At 67.9% G+C, this 17,667-nt stretch carries 14 protein-coding genes; 10 read left to right on the top strand and 4 right to left on the bottom strand.

Annotation, left to right across the window (positions count from 1 at the left end):
• Window positions 1–90 precede the first annotated feature (90 nt).
• A complete protein-coding gene (locus ACZ7LB_RS28710; RefSeq protein WP_471472114.1) occupies window positions 91–2,694 on the top strand; it encodes a DUF6185 family protein in 2,604 nt (867 codons plus the stop codon).
• Between the two features lie 313 nt (window positions 2,695–3,007).
• Here the strand turns inward: ACZ7LB_RS28710 and ACZ7LB_RS28715 are convergent, their stop codons facing one another.
• The 3 genes from ACZ7LB_RS28715 to ACZ7LB_RS28725 all read right to left on the bottom strand — a co-directional run bounded on the left by ACZ7LB_RS28715 (window position 3,008) and on the right by ACZ7LB_RS28725 (window position 5,475).
• Window positions 3,008–3,634, bottom strand: coding sequence for a hypothetical protein (locus ACZ7LB_RS28715; protein ID WP_471472115.1), 627 nt, complete (start codon window positions 3,632–3,634; stop codon window positions 3,008–3,010).
• Window positions 3,635–3,993: 359 nt separating this feature from the next.
• A complete protein-coding gene (locus tag ACZ7LB_RS28720; RefSeq protein WP_471472116.1) occupies window positions 3,994–4,326 on the bottom strand; it encodes a hypothetical protein in 333 nt (110 codons plus the stop codon).
• A gap of 333 nt (window positions 4,327–4,659) precedes the next feature.
• The gene (locus ACZ7LB_RS28725; RefSeq protein WP_471472117.1) at window positions 4,660–5,475 is read right to left on the bottom strand and encodes a DUF6551 family protein; all 816 of its coding nucleotides are present in this window, start codon (window positions 5,473–5,475) and stop codon (window positions 4,660–4,662) included.
• 227 nt (window positions 5,476–5,702) lie between these two features.
• Between ACZ7LB_RS28725 and ACZ7LB_RS28730 the strand changes: the two genes are divergently transcribed.
• The 3 genes from ACZ7LB_RS28730 to ACZ7LB_RS28740 all read left to right on the top strand — a co-directional run bounded on the left by ACZ7LB_RS28730 (window position 5,703) and on the right by ACZ7LB_RS28740 (window position 10,526).
• Window positions 5,703–7,385: an HNH endonuclease signature motif containing protein gene (locus ACZ7LB_RS28730; RefSeq protein ID WP_471472118.1), complete on the top strand. Its 1,683-nt coding sequence runs from the start codon at window positions 5,703–5,705 to the stop codon at window positions 7,383–7,385.
• Window positions 7,386–7,679: 294 nt separating this feature from the next.
• On the top strand, window positions 7,680–8,633 hold the full coding sequence (locus ACZ7LB_RS28735; protein ID WP_471472119.1) for a DNA-processing protein DprA: 954 nt from the start codon (window positions 7,680–7,682) through the stop codon (window positions 8,631–8,633).
• 1,104 nt (window positions 8,634–9,737) lie between these two features.
• Entirely contained in the window at window positions 9,738–10,526 is a 789-nt protein-coding gene (locus ACZ7LB_RS28740) for an NUDIX domain-containing protein (RefSeq protein WP_471472120.1), read from the top strand.
• Here the strand turns inward: ACZ7LB_RS28740 and ACZ7LB_RS28745 are convergent.
• Window positions 10,510–11,517 carry an XRE family transcriptional regulator gene (locus tag ACZ7LB_RS28745; protein ID WP_471472121.1) on the bottom strand — a complete coding sequence of 336 codons (1,008 nt, stop codon included), beginning with the start codon at window positions 11,515–11,517 and terminating at the stop codon, window positions 10,510–10,512. The genes ACZ7LB_RS28740 and ACZ7LB_RS28745 overlap by 17 nt on opposite strands.
• Window positions 11,518–12,283: 766 nt before the next feature.
• On the opposite strand from ACZ7LB_RS28745, the gene ACZ7LB_RS28750 reads away from it, so the two are divergent.
• From ACZ7LB_RS28750 to ACZ7LB_RS28775, 6 genes are all read left to right on the top strand, one after another.
• Window positions 12,284–12,553 carry a DUF6284 family protein gene (locus ACZ7LB_RS28750; protein ID WP_471472122.1) on the top strand — a complete coding sequence of 90 codons (270 nt, stop codon included), beginning with the start codon at window positions 12,284–12,286 and terminating at the stop codon, window positions 12,551–12,553.
• Entirely contained in the window at window positions 12,550–12,996 is a 447-nt protein-coding gene (locus tag ACZ7LB_RS28755; RefSeq protein WP_471472123.1) for a Pycsar system effector family protein, read from the top strand. The genes ACZ7LB_RS28750 and ACZ7LB_RS28755 overlap by 4 nt, the downstream gene beginning before the upstream one ends.
• Window positions 12,993–14,099 carry a conjugal transfer protein gene (locus tag ACZ7LB_RS28760; RefSeq protein ID WP_471472124.1) on the top strand — a complete coding sequence of 369 codons (1,107 nt, stop codon included), beginning with the start codon at window positions 12,993–12,995 and terminating at the stop codon, window positions 14,097–14,099. The genes ACZ7LB_RS28755 and ACZ7LB_RS28760 overlap by 4 nt, the downstream gene beginning before the upstream one ends.
• 65 nt (window positions 14,100–14,164) lie before the next feature.
• A complete protein-coding gene (locus ACZ7LB_RS28765; protein ID WP_471472125.1) occupies window positions 14,165–14,920 on the top strand; it encodes a phosphoadenosine phosphosulfate reductase in 756 nt (251 codons plus the stop codon).
• Between the two features lie 40 nt (window positions 14,921–14,960).
• Window positions 14,961–15,278 (top strand): hypothetical protein, encoded by a 318-nt coding sequence (locus ACZ7LB_RS28770; protein WP_471472126.1) that lies wholly within the window; start codon window positions 14,961–14,963, stop codon window positions 15,276–15,278.
• A 105-nt stretch (window positions 15,279–15,383) separates the two neighbouring features.
• Window positions 15,384–17,513, top strand: a complete 2,130-nt coding sequence (locus tag ACZ7LB_RS28775; protein ID WP_471472127.1) for an FtsK/SpoIIIE domain-containing protein — start codon at window positions 15,384–15,386, stop codon at window positions 17,511–17,513.
• The last annotated feature ends 154 nt before the right edge of the window (window positions 17,514–17,667 follow it).

The raw sequence follows: 17,667 nt of genomic DNA on the forward strand, positions 1-17,667 counted from the left end.
CGCCCCTCCCGGGCCCTTGGCGAGCGCCCGGCGATTGCCCTACTTTCGGTGAAACGGGAGTACGCCGACGGGGGGCGATAGATGCGGCGCGTGCTGTTGCTGCTGGTGTTCACGGGACTGCTGCTGACCGCGGGGGGATGGGGCGCACCGGCGTCGTACGCCGCCGAAGACGACTGCCACGTCAAGCAGTTGTGGACCGCGCGGGTGACCACCTCCGTACGGCTCAAGCACGACGGCGAGAACTACAGCCGGGCCGAGACCCAGTTGTCCGTCCAGGTGCCCAAGTCCTGGAAGCCCGCCCGGAACCTGCTGCTGAACGGGGACACCGAGCGGTACCGGGCCGCCATGCGCTGCGTCCTGCGCTACCCGGGCGACCTCTACCCGTACCGGGACACGGAGGGGCGCCCCTGGGCACCCCGGGTCACGGTCCAGGAGAAGTGGATCACGGTCGACCAGGTCGCCGTCACCTACGTCGACGACCTGCGCGACCGCGACTTCGGGCCGTGGCGCATCACCGTGGGCAAGCGGTACTGGACGCTGGCGCTGACCCGCCCGCCCGCGCTGGACCACTCCTGGTGGCAGCGGATCACGGTGGACCTCGGCGGGCGGGCCGCCCGCTCGGTGTCCCCGACCCCGACCGAGGGCTCGGCCACGCACCTCGCCTGGACCCGGCCCAAGGCCGGGGGCAGGACGCTGGACGTGGTGGTCCAGGTCCAGCCGCCGGCGACCAAGGCGCTGGCCACGCGCTGGAACGAGAAGCCCTGGTACCTGGCCCGCTCGGTGGCCTGGATGGCGTGGGACCTCACCCTCTTCGGCGTACTCCTGTACCTGGTGCGCGTGTTGCGCCGCTCCCCGGTGTCCTCGGTGCCGACCCCGGCCGAGGCGGCCACCCGGCGCAACCTCCTCCTGTGGAGCTGTCTGACGGCCGCGGTGGTGCTGGTCTTCGAACTGGACGACCAGATGCCGAGCCTCGCCGGGGACTACGGCGTGCTCTCCTGGTGGCCGGAGCACCGCGCGGCCATCCACCTGCTGCTGGCCGCGTGCGGCGGCGCGGCGCTCTGCTTCTTCGGCAGACCGCGGGCGGGCGCGGTGGCGGCGGTGGTGGCCGCGACGGCGTACCCGGTCGCCGTGGCCGTCGTCCCGGAGCGGTTCGGGCTGCCCGCGAACATCTGGCTGCACGAGGACAACATCGAGGACGTCCAGCACCTGCGGGACACCCACGGCTTCCTCTGGCTCGCCGTGGCCTGCGGCTGCGTCGCCTTCGTCTGGATGGTGGGCACCCTGGCGGCCGCGCAGCGCCTGCGCCTGGCGCCGCGGCTGACGTCCTCCGGGGCGTCGCAGCGGGGCCGCTTCCCCTGGTGGGCGCTGCCCGCCTGCGCCGCGCTCTCGGCCGCCCTGGTCGCGCTAGGGCTGTGGGCCACCCGGAACGCCTGGAAGCAGGAGACATGGCTCAGCACGGGCGGCTGGGACCCCTACTACGACCGCTGGCGGCTCGCCTACGTCGCGAACCAGGGGCTGGCCTGGTTCCCCTCCACCTGGCCGGACTGGTTCCCCCTGTGGACGGGGTGGCTGACCGGGATGGCCATGCTGCTGGCCGTGCTCGCCGCCCGCTCGGCGGCGCCGGGTGCCGCCCGGGTGGCGCCCCGGATGCCGGACTCGCTGGTCCTCGCCGTGTTCTTCGTGGCCATGGTCGCGCCCAGCCCCGGTTGGTACGTGGGGCTGCCGGCGCCGCTGCTGTCCGTGCCGCCGGTGCTGGCCGCCGGGTGGGCCCTGCTGGCGCTGGGACGGCGGCGCTCGGTACTGGGGCAGGAACTCGCGCCGGGGACACCGCTGCGGGCGGTGATAAAGGAGTCGGACCGGCGCTGGCTGATCGAGTCCGCGCGCAAGTACCGCGACCTGCACTCGCAGCTGCGCCAGTGGGAGCAGGGCGACCGGGACGGGGAGCGGGCGGAGCTGGAGAGCAAGCTGGACAAGCTGCACCGCTGGAACCCCGGCGACACGGCCTCCCCGTACTCCGGCGATCCGCTGCCCGCCTCGGTGGACGCCGTCGAGCTGGCCCTGGCCTGGGGGCCGCGGGCCACCTGGTGGCTCAACGCCCGCCGCGCCGCGCTCCTCGCCGCGGTCCTCGCGCTGCCGGCCACGGGGGTGGCGTTCTGGGCGGACCGGGTGCGCGGGCCGCTGTGGTCCAACATGACGCGGGAGCAGTTCGGGATCGCCGGGCTGGTGGAGTACGTCATCGCCTCGGAGGCCATATGGGCGGCGGCCGGCTTCGTCCTGGGCGCGCTGTGGCGGGTGCTGCCCGGCCGCCGGGGCCCGGCGAAGGCCCTGGGGCTGGGCCTGGTGTACGCGGCGCCGGTCGCCCTGCACTGGGTCATCACCCGCGCCCTGGGCGAGTCCTTCGGCACCTGGGCGCTGGACGTGGCCCTGACGGTTCTGGTCCTCACGTCGACCGGGGTGGCCATGGACATCGACACGTTCCGCCAGGAGGACCACTACTGGCCGACCCGGATGACCCTGCTCCTGTCCATCTACCAGCTCCGCACAGCCTCGGTCCAACTGGCCTTCTTCGTGGCCCAGTTGGTGGCCCTGGTCGGCGTCTGGCAGCAACTGAAGGGCAACGACCCCACGGTCCTGATCCAGCCCCAGCCCCCGACGGGCACACAGGGGGGCCCACCGGAGGGCGGGACGCCCTGAGGAGGTGTCTGCGGTGACGCCCTGAGGTCCTCTGCGGGGGGCTGGAGGGGACTTCGGGGGGACGGTGGAGGGGCGCCTGCGAGGGATGCCCTTGGGAGGCGGGGTGCGTGAGAACAAGGTGAGGTGTGCGGGGTGGAGGGTGCGTGAGGGGATACGCCCTGACGATGCTCGCTGATGACGGCCTCCTGAACAGGACGCTCAGCGCGGGGCGCGAACCGGGCCCGCCCACCTCGGTCGCTCCCGGGGTTGTGCCCGCCTCCGCCCCTGACCTGCTCTCAGGGCCGGGGGCGGCCCCCGGCCCGGTCAGGTCAGGTCACGCGTCGGGGAACTCGTGCAGCGCCGAGGGAAAGACCACCCGGCCAGCCTCATGGGTGACCACCGCCGAGCCCTTCGGCACCGCCACCTGCGAGAGGGCCGTCCAGACACCGAGGGCAAGTCCGCCGAGCCCCGGCATCCGGCGCGCCTGAACGGCACCGCGGGAACGGCTCTGCGCGAGGTCGCGGGGCCGCCAGTCCCCGGAGGTTAGCCGCCGGCGGCTGTTCAGGGGCGGTGCGGTCGCCACCTGGAGCGTGTGCTCCAGCGCGAGTCCGCAGACCTGACGGCCCATGTCCTCGACATCCGCCCGTTCGGCCTCCGGTGCCCCTCCCAGCAGCAGCGGCCAGCGGATCACCACCACCCTCTCCCAGACCTCGGGCGGCACCGTGTTGGCCAGGTGGTGGCTCTCACCCACCGGGAGGTCCCGCAGCCTACGCCCGGCCTCCAGGGTCTGCCCGACGTAACAGAGCCCGGCGCCGGAGGCGAACACCCCGTAGAGCACGGGCCCGGTAACAGCGGGGCTGCCGCCCTCCGCGCCGGTCAACAACGCCCCCACCCGGTGAGCGAACCGGTACCGGCGCTCCTGCCATCGGGCCAGTTGCGAGGGATCGCCCAGCAAGGTCACCAACGATGCGCGCCACGTCCGATAGGCATCCTCATGCACCTGACCCGCCCCGGCCGCACCGTGCCCCAAAAGACCGTCCACACCCGCAGCGTAGACCGCCCTGGAACACTCCCGACGGCCTGCGAACCCGCAACCGCCGTACTCGGCCGAAAGGACCACGGCCGGGGGCGAACAGACAAGAAACCCCCTCCGATCAGCGAAATTCGCTGTTCAGAGGGGGTTTTCCCCAGTGTGGCGGCGCCAGGATTCGAACCTGGGAAGGCTGAGCCGGCAGATTTACAGCGGGCCGCGCCTGACTGGTTTGACCTTGGAGTACGCACGTCCAGGCGCCCCCTGGGGGATGCCTGGGGGAACGACCCTCACTTGGGCGCCTGGGAAACGTGCGAGCTCGCTGGGGCAGGTACCTGCCTGGATGTCTCCTCGCCTCTTGGGGAGGACACGATCGCAAGGGTGAGGACGACCACGCACGCGAGCGTCACCCCCATGGCCCCCATGAATACGAGGCGCTGCTTCTGGACGGTGGCAACTCGTCCCTTCGCGTCACTGGCAATGATCTCGTTCACCTTCGTCCGGTGATCGAAGAAGGTCTTGATAGCGTCCTTGGGTAGGTTCCTTACGACGCGCGCCGTAGCCAGGACTAGACCAACGACGAGCATCACAACAAGCGCAAGGAAGGTCGTCCACGTGGGCATGCCTTCAGGGAGCTGGAACAACACTGTTTTGCTGACCCTTCGATGCGGTCGGCAAGACGGGCACAGCACGTCGGCGGGATCTGCCACGGCAGAAGTCCGCCACCTTCGAGGACACAGATCTCGCAAGGTGGCGAGAGCTTCTAGACATGGGCATGCCTGGAGTAGGACCCCAGGGCTCATCGCGTCCCAGCATCGAGGCGACGCATGGTACGTCCCATCCACGGACACGCACAGCACCCACCAGGGGCGTCCTGCGCGTGACACAAAAACGCGTGCATTCCGTCAAGCCGTTAGATTCATGCCCGTCCGGGTTCGGCAAGGGCACCAGCTGACTTAGGCGTCCGGAATCCGGTTCGCCGCCCGGCGCCCTGCGTTCCAGGCGAACTTGACCAGACGGTATGCCGTTGTGACGCGCGACCCAGTGCCGCTGTTGTTGAACCCACCACGAGACGACTTGCTGAGGATCTCGGCTCGCCACTTCGCCGCCGTACCCTGCGCCAGCATCTTTCGAGCGAGCTCCGTGTCGTCGACCATTTCCCCCCACTTGCCGAGAAACTGGCCGATGCCACCGAGGATCATGCCGTCCCACGTTTCCGGCGAGCGGTCAAAGGCGTTCTCGGCCACGGCGAAGGTTCGGTCGAGGACCGTCGCGCCGAACCGCTCCGTGATTCGGAGGACTCCGGACACGGCACCCACACCGTTGGTGGAGGTGGAGCCGAGGGTGAGCCCGTGCTTCTTCAGGACTCGATCGGTGTCGACAAAGAGAGAAACCCCGCCGGTGAGGCCCACGTGGTATTCGTCGATGGGCCTAGGCTTGTGGGACTCACGGTTCTTGATCAGGAAGAGGATCGCCTCCTGATCCAGCGTCAGGCCGTGGTGGATCTCGGCCTTCACCGTGCGGATGCCGGCCAGCTGGCAGGCACGGTGACGGTGCTGTCCATCCACGATGTACATCTCGCCGTCATCCCTCTGGGACACCATGATGAGGCCGATAGCCTCCCGGACGATGTTGTCCGCGATGCGCTGAGCCCTGCCCTCATTGAGGGTCCGCTGGGCTTGGGGATCGATCTTGAGGTCGCTGACCGCGACCTCGTTCCCGTAGTCCACTTTGTGGGCCGGGAGCTCATAGGCGTACTGAGCTTTAGGCATGAAGGTGCCCTTCCGCGCTGCTTTCAGGGGATTGTCGGCATAGCCGGGGATATGGGGATACAGCGCGCAGAGAACTCAACCACATCGGTTGTTCCGGTTCAAGTGGCCGTGAAAAATCGGGCAGGTAAAGGACCCTTGTGGGGCACGCGCATCCACCATGACTCGGAGACGGACCGACAGCGCTGCGCCGAAGAGCTCTGTCAGTGCCCTGATCTACGGTGTCGCCCATGGCACCTTCGGAGATCACTCGCGCGGGCATCCTTCAGGCGATTGCGGAGCACGATCGGCTCGGCCCGGAAGCGTTTCGGGCTGAGTACGGCTTCCACGCCGCGGCGACGTACTTCCTTGAGCACGAAGGCAGCCTGTACGACTCGAAGGCCATAGCTGGCGTCGCCCACCTGTACGACTTCGGTGTAGCTCTCAAGCCCTCATCACCTGGTCTCAGTGGTGGCCGCAAGCACGCGGTGGCCTGGCTGAGACGGGAAGGCTTCACCGTCGTCGAACCCCCAAAAACCTTCCACAGGCGAGTGGGCGACGTGCGGCCGGCCCGTCGCCCTAAGGGCCCAGCCCTACACCGCCCCATCCTTCTCCTGTGGGCCATCGGGCAGGCCGTCGCCGGTGCGCCTCGCTTGCAGCCGTGGTCGGCGACTCGCGACGCAGTCGCGCCCCTGTTGGAAAAGTACGGCCAGGTTGACGATGGTGCGGACGCGGCCCGCTACCCGTTCTGGGCCCTCACGCGCGACGACCTCTGGAGCGTTGAGCAAGCTGAAGCGCTCTCCCAGACCAGTCGAGCACGCCGCCCCACCCTGGCATCCCTCAATGCAGTCGACCCTCCCGCGGGACTGCCAGAGGACGACTACAAACTGCTCCGCTCACAGCCTGAGGCTGCTGCCGCAGCGGCGGCAGGACTGATCGCCCGCTATTTCCACGTCCTCCCAGCAGGGCTGCTGGAAGACTTCGGCCTTCACGACTTGCTCGCCGGCCGGTGGGCGGACGCACTGCGACCCGTACTCGGTGAAACCTTCGAGGACCGCGATGCGATCTGGCGGGTCTATGGCGGCCAGAAGATGGCGGGCATCGGCTGTCTCGCCGACGGCATCCTGAGTGTGTTCTCGGATAACAAGGGACCCTACGCGGACGGACGCATCCCGGATACAACCTTGATCGCCTATGTCGGCGATGGCCTCTCTGGCGACCAAAAGCTGACCGACGGCAACGAGCTCATGGCCGAGCACCAAGCTGCTGGACGTCCGCTGCGCTACTGGCACAAGCCGTTCCGAGGACAGTGGAGCTTCGAGACATGGGCTGTGATCGTGCAGCGCCGCCTACGTTGGGGCATCGGTGCTGACAAGCTGCCGCGGCGCGAGTTCCTCTGGGTGCTGGCGCCGGTCCCATCACCGGAGCGTGAAACCTGGCCCCGTGAGGTCTTTGAAGCGCTGGAGGCCGATACAGGCGAGCTGCACGACGACACAGATGACTACCGCCCTAGCGATGTCGCGCTCGTGCCTGAGGCTCCGGACACTGCGGAGAGCGACGAGGAAGCGTACCGGCGTCTGGCAGAGAAGGCAGAGGCGAACGCTAGGTGTCGGGGCCAGATGAAGAAGCCCACGAAGGCCGATAGGTACGTCCGTGACCCCAGCGCGAGAGGGGCGGTCCTCCGGCGCTGCCAGAAGCAGTGCGAAAACCCCGAATGCGCTGGCCATCCCGACGAGTTGACCAAAGCTGGCCTGCCCATCCTGCAAGTCGACCACGTTAAAGACCTGGCCAAGGGCGGACCTGACGTCCCTTGGAACATGATCGCCCTATGCCCGAACTGCCATGCCCTCAAGACCTATGGGGCTAACAGGGAGAAGCTCACCCGCCTCCTCGCGGCTACCGCTCGCCTCCTCCACGAGGCGAAGTTCAAGTGACCCACACGTCGCAAGCCAGGTCGCTGGTACGCACCAGAAACACCCAGCGCACCGTCTCAGCTTCGAGGGCGCGGACCAATCAAGATCGGACTCGCTAGGTGCACATCGATGATGTCGAGGTCGGTACGCACGCACCCAGACTCGGTCGCCGCACCTACGAGACTGAGCGTGCAACGTTGCGAAGCTCTCATGTATGTACTCGCCGTGCGAATCTATAGCTCCAGGCGTCCTCCCCACACTAAACTCCGAGACCGGTCCTTCGAACAGTGATCTTTGAGTAGAAGGAGAAGCACGATGATCGATGACACGCAGATGCGCCTCTTAGCGCTTTGCTCGCTACGCACAGAGGGCAAGAGCGTCGACTGGTCGGTACTCGCCAGGGGAGCCGCGAGCGGACATCTCGACAGCCTCTGCGACGGCTTCATCCCCGAGGAATCAGCCTCGGCCCGCAAAGCCACACCCGTCCTTCGACAGGCGCTTCGCGAACAGCCTCTCAGCTCGCACTTGTCGCGCATTGAGCATGAGCTGGAGCTGGCCGCGCAAGTGGACGCACGGCTGGTTACGGTCCTAGACGCCGATTACCCAGCGAACTTGCGAACCGTACCCGACCTTCCACCGTTCCTATTCTATCGAGGAAATCTGGACCTGAAGGCGGATGCGCGTTCAGTTGCCGTCGTAGGAACGCGCAACGCGACAGAGGTTGGACTATCGCGCGCTCGAAGGGCCGCACGCGAGCTGAGCGAGGCAGGTTTCACGATCTCTTCCGGGCTGGCGCGAGGCGTAGACACTGAGGCTCACCGAACGGCTCTCTATTTCGAACGCCGGACGATCGCCGTGATTGGCACGGGTATCACAAAGTGTTACCCGAAGGAAAATTACGAACTTGCGGAGCAGATCGCAGAAACCGGGGTACTGATCTCCCAGTTCTGGCCATCTCGCCCGCCAGGCAGGGACACCTTCCCTCGCCGGAATCATGTAACTTCCGGCATTAGTCTCGGTAGCGTGGTCATCGAGGCATCAAGTACGTCCGGCGCTAAAATGCAGGCACGCATTGCGGGTGAACAGGGGCGACACGTCCTGCTACTCCAGTCCCTTGCGGAGGAGCAACCATGGGCGCGCAAGATGATCGACGCCCAACGGGCGGTGCCCGTGACCGAAACCGAACAGATGATCGAAATTCTCGCCGGGTCTACCCAACCCAGTAAGGCACCCGCCGCACCAACACAGCTCCTACTTGACGTCAAGTGATTGCCCGCCGACGGACTGTGCGCTTAGCCTCTCCTAAAGGGGTAGAGCTAAAGCAGGGGGTCGAGGGTTGTCGTACCGTCGTTTCACGCGCCCAGACAGTAGCGGCTGGAGCACGGCAGGGTGGGTCCGGTGGCTGCAGGAGCAGGATGTTGCACCATCCGTACTCGACACGGATGGAAATTCATGCTGCTCCCTGTGCCGGACACCGACCCGCGTCGGCCCTCTCGGCACGCCATACGACTACTGCCACGCTTGTCGCTACACGTTTTCCGACGTACTAGATGGCCTGGTCCCAATTTGCTACTCGTTGAGTGACGGCTTCGAAGGAATTCTTTGGCGAGCAAAAAATGAGCCTGCCGACTCCTGGTTGCGCTTACCCCTAGGAGCCCTACTTTGGACCTTCATGCGGAAACACTTAGACTGCATAGAGTATTCCTATGGCGGAGCCTTTGATTTAAAGATCGCTATGCCTTCACACTCCTCAACAAGAGGCGGCGTGAGCCATTTAGATGAAGTCATAGGGCGCGTGCAGAACTTTTCTAGCGAATGGACGCACGGTCACCTTGTAAAGATGGACGCCTCCAAAGCAGGAACCCGACGAGCGAAGATAGTTCCCGATCTGTTCCTAGCGAACCGAGGCGTCAAGGGGAAGCGAATCCTGCTGTTCGATGACACATTCACGACCGGCGGCTCTATGGGAAGTGCGGCACACGCACTCAAAAAAGCGGGCGCCGCGTGCGTCGTCGGACTAACCCTTGGACGCCAAATACGAGCAGACTGGGATGATTCGCGCGACTTCGCCTCGACGCTCGCCGACAGAGAGCTAGATGTAGATCAGTGCGTCGCACATGACCGAGACCCCTTCAGCCTCTTCTTCGGACAGTCGGGGTAAAAACGAGTCAGCCACTTTAGGCTCGTTAACCGCGGGGCCCCAAAAACTTGCCGCCATAGGGGCACTCAACACTCTCAAGAATTCCTGAGCCACTGTTGAGGTGATCGCGTTCTGCTTCGTCGGCGGCTTTCGGGATTACTTACAGCGCTCAATACTCGCCTGCCGCCCGCTACGCTGGTACGCACCACGTCAGAACGGAGAGTGCTGCGCGGATGGGACCGAAGACGACCAGGGTCTACGAGACGCTTCGCGCGCGACTCGCGGCAGGCGAGTACGCGCCCGGTGACAAGCTCCCCTCAGAACGCACGCTCGTGGAAGAACTCGGCATCGGCCGGACGGCTCTACGGCAGGTGCTCGCCCGTCTCCTCTCAGAAGGACACTTGGAGGTGCGGGGACGAAGTTCGTACCGGGTGCCGGGCGCGGTGAGCGTTCAACGTCCGGAAGGGCTGGAACCCTGGCGTATCCACGGCGAGCGCGACGTGTACGACAACCGGTGGGTCAGACTCCAGCTCTGGGACGTGGAGCCACCGGGGGTGAAGCGGTTCGAACACCACGTTGTGAGGCTCCACCACGTGGCGGTCACGGCCGTCATTGACGATCAGGACCGCGTCCTGATGATGTGGCGGTACCGCTTTGTCCCGCAGCAATTCGGCTGGGAACTCCCCGGTGGCATCGTCGACCAGGGGGAAGACCCGGTGGACACGGCACTGCGGGAGACCGTCGAAGAGACGGGATGGCGACCCAAGTCACTGGAACACGTCGTGAGCTATCAGCCCATGGTCGGCATGGTCGACTCGCCACACGAGATCTTCCTAGCGCATGGCGCCGAGAAGATCGGCGAGCCAACCGACCTGGAAGAGGCCAGCCACATCGAGTGGGTACCGCTAGCGGACATCCCCAGGCTCATGGCTCGCGGTGAGCTGCTGGGCTCGGGCACCCTGATCGCTCTCCTGCACATCTTGGCGACCCGACGCACCCAGGGACTCACAACCGCGCAGTGAGCATGTCGACGCGACGGCGCTGCCGGACCGAACCGGTCCGGCTCGCCAACAGTCGGGCCTGCCGCAGGTGCGTACCGGCGTTGTCGTACTCGGCTCGTGTGAGGTGCGCTTGGGCAAGGTCGGCGTGGAGGCCGGCGCGTGCGCGAACGAACGTCGGGTCCATCACCTCAAGCGCGCCGTAAAGGCCGGTCACCGCTGACTCCTCCCCAAGCAGGGCGAGCACGTTGCCCTGCCACCGGGCGAGATGCGAGCCGTTCAGGAAGATGCTCACCATGTCAGGGTCCCGATCTTCGGGGCCCGGCGGGATGACAGCCATGGCCGCGTCCAGCGCACGCTGGCAGTCGTCCGGCATGTTGGCGTGCGCGCACATCTCGGCTTCCGCGGCGTACAGCCATGCCCGGAGGCGGGCGGAACCGGCTTGCCCGACGGTGCGCTGAGCATCCCGCACGAGGTCGACGGCGAGCGCCGGCCGTCCCGCTTCGCAGAGCACATATGCCTGCTCGCCCATGGCATGGGCCAGGTACATGGGCTCTTCAGCGTCGCGCGCCGCGCGCTTGGCAAGTTCATAGTGTCGCCACGCCCGCTCGACGGCCCCCGAGTCGATTGCCTGCCACGCTGCGAGAGTTGAGGCGCCAGCGAGCGCGAGCGCCACGGGCCGACGGGCGGAAGGCAGCACGGCGAAGTTGAGCGCGTCTTCAAGGGCGGTCAGGTGGCCGGACATCTGATCGACCAGGGCCGCGGCGCCTCTCTGGCGGTCCATGGTCCGCAGTAGCTCTGTCTGGTCGTTGAACATCTTCACCATGGACTCGCTGACACTGCTGGCTGAATCGATCCGACTCAACAGGTCGTCGTAGCCGTCGGCAACCGGTGCCACGGGGGCCGGGTCAGAATCCCTCAGCTCCCCGTCCGTAACGCCGAGGAGCTGCCGCAGGACGCGCGCGTACCGGTCCGAGATGGTGCGCTTGCCGTTCTCCCACTCGGACACGTACACCCGCAGACTCGCGGTTGAAGCAACCTCCGTGAGGCTCCGTCGGGCGAACTGCTCGATCTCGCGAACCAGTCGTTCCTGCGACCATCCGCGCGCCGTCCGCGCACTCCGAAGTCCCTCACTCACAGGCCCACCTCCCGGCGTTCGCTTGCCTCACAGCACCTTGTCAGCCTGACGCACGTCGCCGCAGGTCAACAGGGGTTAACAGGCCGAAAGTTAAGCCCTGTTGGCTACCGGCGGCCCTGCCTCCAGAGGTCTTCTGGAGATACACCGCGGCGGTTCGACCGCCACCCGATCCAGCGAACCATCTTGACTCTGGTGCGCACCAGTTGCACTCTACTGGTGCGCACCAGATACGGGCTGGCCCTGGAATCACGGTGTATGAGGCAGTGCCCGGATGGCTTGGCCCGGATTCCGCGCTGCGGAGAACTCAACAGAGTGCCGACCCAGCCGCATGAACACGTGCGGTCGATGGGTGCAGGTCACCATCCCGACCGCCCATGTCGGGCCGGGTGGCCTGCCCTGATCCGCCCGTCGGGGCGGTGACTGGCATTGCGTGATCTGACATCCGCAGAACCTTCGCGGCATCTGCCGCGCTCGAACCATCAGCCCTTCCGTCGCGCGGGTCGCGGCGGCCGGTTGCCTCCGCTGCTCGTCTCGTACGAGCAGCGCTGAGGGGAGCCGGAACCGACTCCAACGGCAAGCGGCTCCCGGGGTGCCACCCGGGAGCCGCGTTCGGGCCGTTCCTCGCTGGAAGGAACCACGACCCATGGACCACATCGTCGCTGTTCAGGACGCTGTTACCGCGTTCGCCGACTTTATGGACCCGACGAACGCGGAGCTGAACGCGATCGAGCAGGAGATGCCCGTCATCCTCGCGGACGTCGACCTGCTCGACGCGCACATCGTCACCCTCGACCGCACACCGACCGAACTGGACGCCCGCCGCATCCGCCGGGCCCGCCGCCGCGCTCTCGCCGCCCGCGTCGCCCTGCTCAACTCGACGGCCGGCGCGAGCCTTCCCGGGGGTGCCGCGTGAGTGCCACCGACCGGACCCTGACCGCCGCCCACGCTGAAGTGAAGGCGGAGATCGCGCGGACGGACACGAAGACGGCGCTGCTGCTGGCGTTCGTCGGCGCGGTGCTCGCCGGTACGTGGACGGTCGCCCGCCACCTGTCGCTGACCGTGCCCGCCATCGTCGCGGGCGGCATCGGTCTCGCGCTGCTGGTCGGGGCTGCCGGGCTGCTGCTGCGGTCGGTGCGCCCGAACCTGGGCGGGCGGCATGGCTTCCCCTTGTGGGCCACCCTCACCGCTGAACAGATTGGCGCCGCCGTCATCTCCGATCTGGCCGCTGACGTCGCCGGTCTGTCCCGGCTCGCGGTCGCCAAGTTCACGTGCCTGCGCCGCGCGGTCGACCTGACCATGACCGGCGGCGCGCTGCTCATCCTCGCCGCCCTGCTCGCCACCGGGGGTACCCGATGACCGGCAGCAAGCTGACCCGCGTACAGATCGGTGTGCTGGCAGCCGCGTTCGTTCCGATGCTGGCAACGGGCGTGTTCGGCGGTATCGGCACGTACAGCAACATCGGCCACGCCTACGGCAAGGGCACCGCGCTTGGTGCGCTCGCCGCGGGTGAGGGCGCCACGGCCGTGCTCGCCCTGGTCCTGCTGGGGCTGACCATGCTGGGCCAGTCCTCCCCGCGCATCGTCAGGCTCGGGCTGTGGGCGCTGCCGGCCGCCGCCGCCGTGATGGGGGCGATGGCCGCACCCGATCTGGGCCGCACCGTGATCTACGCGCTGACCCCGATGGGCATGTCCGTCTCGGCCGAGGGCATGGCGTTCCTGGCCCGCCGAATCGTGGTGCACACCGACGGCCGCGATGCCGAGAACGAACGCCGCACCGCCGATCTGGTGCAGGCCCTGGCCTACCACCGCGCCCGCGCCACCCAGCACCCCAGCGACCGGGTCAAGAAATGGTCCGAGCGGAAGTCGTGGCGACTGGCCCGCAAGGTCGGGGTCGGGGACGTGGCGCTCGGATCGAGGCTGCTGAACGTGCAGCGCGACCGCGTCACCGCCGGCGCGGACGCCGCCCTTGCCTCGATGTTCGGCGGTCTCGCCCTCGATCCCGCACCAGTCGCGAATGCGGAGGAAGCCACCAAGACCGATACGAAACGGTCTATGGCTGAACTGCCGGAATCGACGTCGGACCCGGTGGTGACGCTGACCCGGCTGACCGTGCCCGAACCGGTCGCGGTCGACCTGGGCAAGTCGACTCCGCACCTCAAGCCGCTCCCGCCGGTCGACCCTGCTCCGGTCGCCTCGATCGAAGCGCGCGCGGTGCCGGCGGAGTCGACCCGGCCGCGCCGCGCCACCGGCCGCGTGCCGGACGCGGCCAAGCCGACCCGACCGAAGCGCACCCCGGAACAGTTGCTCGCCGAGGCACGCGCGGTGACGGCGGATTGGCCGGACGCGAAGGTGACCGGCGAGGGCATCCGCCGCGCCGTGCGCACGTCGCCGGCGAACGCCCGGGTGGTGCGGGACACGCTCCTTGCCGAGCGGGCCCGCACGGTGGAGGTGGCGGGATGAGCACGCCCACGACGGACACGGTGAAGTCGTTCAGCTTCGGCGGCGGTGTACAGTCCACGGCTGCCTTGGTCCTCGCAGCTCAGGGTGAGCTGGACTACCGCACCTTCCTGATGGCGAACGTCGGGGACGACTCCGAACACCCCGGCACCCTCGCCTACCTGCGCCAGTACGCCATCCCCTACGCCGAAGCGCACGGCCTTGAGCTGGTCGTACTGGACCGCGTGATGAAGCGTTCCGGTGAGGTCCGCACGCTCTTCCAGGACCTGACCCGGGAGGGTTCGAGGTCGCTGAACATTCCGGTGCGGATGTCGAACGGGGCCCCTGGCACCCGCTCCTGCACGGCCCAGTTCAAGATCAAGGTCATCGCCGACGAACTCAAACGGCGCGGCGCCACCAAGGACGCGCCGGCCATCGTCGGGATCGGGATCAGCCTGGACGAGATCCAGCGCGCGAACAACCGGCGCTGCGAGCCACACGAGCGCATCGAGTATCCGCTGTTGGAGCGCGGTATCCGGCGCATCGACTGCGCCCGCATCATCCGCGGCGCGGGCCTGCCAGTGCCGCCGAAGTCGTCGTGCTGGTTCTGCCCGTTCCGCCGGCCGGAGACGTGGCACGACATGCGCCGAGACGAGCCCGAGCTGTTCGAGAAGGCGTGCCAGCTCGAAGAACTCCTCAACCGACGCCGCGACGAACTCGGCAAGGACCACGTCTGGCTGACCCGGTTCAACCGGCCGTTGCGTGTCGCGATCCCGGACGGCGTCGACACCCTCCCGTTCGACGAGTGGGACTCCGGCTGTGACTCCGGCTGGTGCATGACCTGACCTCAGCGAATCTTCCCAACCTCAGGAGGAGAAGCCACGCATGCGTAACGCCGACATACGCCGCCTGGACCGCGAGATCCTGGCGACCTCAAAGAAGTTGGACGCGGTCCGCCGGGGTGAGTGGTGGCCGCTGACCGGCAGTGAGCGCCGGGCGATGGCCCGTGCCCTGGCCGTCGGCGGCTACAAGGTGGCCCGGGGCCGTAGCGCCGGCCGTGAAGAGCAGCGCATGGACGCCACCGGCAACAGCGCGGAGCTTCGGCTGACCGCGGAACTGACCGCCCTGCATGGCGAGCGTCAGCGGCTGATCACCGAGGCCGCCCGCGCCAAGGCCAAGAAGAAGTCGTCCGGCTGGTTCTGACCAGCCATTTCGGTACCGGGGTGGCCGCCTCTTTCCACGGACCCGGCCACCCCGGCTCTCTCCCTACCTCCCGCCCTTGTAGGGGCAGTCAGGAGAACTTCCAGCATGTCTGAAAACGTCGTCCACCTCCACAAGCCCACCGATCCCCCGGCCCCGGACACCGCCCCCACGGTGCTCACGGTCGTGCCCGACGCGCCGCCGGCCCGTCCCGTGCCGCTGTGGGTGCGCTCCGGCCGCGCCATCAAGACCGGCGTGACGCACGAGCGGACGAAGACGGCCGTGCGCGCGACGGCCCGGCACGGCCTGTACACCCTCAACGGCGGGCGGATCGTGGCCCATCTCGCGTGGGACGGCCGGACCGGCTCGCGGTACGAGCGGATAATCCGGGCGGCGGAAGCCGCGGGGAACCTGGAAGCGGCCGAGGAGTGGGAGGAGCGGTTGCAGCGTTTCCGCGCCGCCCGCCACCACCGCCGTATGGACCTGCTGCACTCCCCGGTGGAGGCCGCCAAGGGCGTGGCCGTCGGCGCCGGTATGAGCATCGGCGTCCTGGTCGCCCTCGGTGTCGTGATGGCCGTCAACACGGGCCAGGTCGGGGACGTCGTCACGCCGCTGTCGGCGACGGTCGACTTCATCGCCCTGCTGATCCGGATCGTGCAGATCGTGTGGGGCCCGGCGCTCACCATCGGCCCGTTCCTCGCGTTGCTGGCGCTGTGGTCGGTCGGCGGCAAGCAGCACGCCGCACCTGCCTGGGCACTCCCGGCGAACGTCCGCTCGGGTGAGGGTGAGCCGATCACCCCGTCCATCGTGGTCAAGGCCCTGCGCGACCTCGGAGTGCCCGCGCTGCGCAACGCCATCAAGGAGATGGGCGACGCCGGCGCGTCCATGCTCGGGCCGATCACCATCGCCGGATGCGGCGTCGAGGTCGACGTGACCCTTCCCTCCGGGGTGGCCACGAACGAGGTGCAGAGCAAGCGCAGGAAGCTTGCCGAGAACCTGACCCGGCACGAGCACGAGGTGTTCATCGCGATCCCGCAGGCGGCGCGGACGGTGCGGCTGTGGATCGCCGACTCCGGTGCGCTGGACGAGCCGATCGGCCCGTCCCCGCTGGTCACGGACGAGACGATGACCGCCGACTACAAGAAGGGCAAGGCCCCGTGGGGCCGGAACCTGCGCGGGGATGCGGCGGAGCTGAGCGTGTATCAGCGGCACCTGCTCATCACCGGCCGCTCGAACCAGGGCAAGACCGCCGCCCTGCGCTCGCTCGCCCTGTGGCTGTCGCTGGACCGCTCCGTGCAGTTCTGGATCGCCGACCTCAAGGGCGTGGGCGACTGGAGCATGTACGAGGGCATCGCGGAGGTGCTGATCGAGGGGCCGTCCGACGATCACGTCGTCCAGGCGACCGAGATGGTCGAGGACGCGGTGGAGGAGATGAACCGGCGGATCGAGGTGCGCCGCACCGACCCGGCCGCGACGTTCCCGCCGCTGATCGTCCTGGTGGACGAAGCTCAGGTGGCGTTCATGTGCCCGGTCAAGGGCGAGGACGGCCGCCCCTACGGCGGCGCCAAGGCCACCTCTCGCTACTTCATGGCGGTGCGCAAGATTCACAACCAGGGGCGTGCGGTCGACGTGCTGATGTGGCAGGGCACGCAGGACCCCACCGACCAGAACCTTCCCAAGCTGGTCCGCGAGGGCGCCCACACCCGCGCCTCCCTCGTCCTGGGCACCGAGACACAGTCCCGGATGGCCCTGGGGGACAAGGCCGTGGACGACGGCGCCGCCCCGCACCTGCTGCGCCAGGGTCTGGACAAGGGCACCCTCGTCGTCGCCTCCGACGGCATCGAGATGCCGGCGGGCCAGTCCTCCATCACGGTCCGCACCCACTTCATCGACGACGAGCCGGCCGCCGAGATCGCGGAGCGGGCCAAGGCCCTGCGCGACGGCGTCACCACCCTGCGCGTGGTCGACCAGACCGAGGAGCGCGACGCGCTCGCCGACGTCGCCGCCGTCATCGGCGACGCGCCCCGGCTGCGGACCAACGAGGTCCTCAAGCGGCTGCACGCCCTGGCCCCGACGGTCTACGGCGACCAGTGGACCAACGACCGGCTCAAGAGCCTGCTGGAGGAGCACGGCGAGGAGCCGAAGAAGTCGCACGGCGTCATGGTCGTCCACCGCGATCACGTCCTGCGGGCCATCGCCAACCGCGACGAGACGGGTTCCGCTTCCGCCGCCGAGTAGCGGGGAGGCGCGGCCGTCCGGCCCGGGGAGGCGGGGAGAACTCCCCAACCCCCTCCCCGGCCCGCATCCCCCACGTTGATCAGCGAAAACACCGTTTCGGGGAGGCAGGGAGCCTGCCTGCTCAAACCCCCGAAACCCCCTCCACACGGCACCC

The sequence above is a fragment of the Streptomyces sp. NPDC107521 genome, from assembly GCF_055598485.1.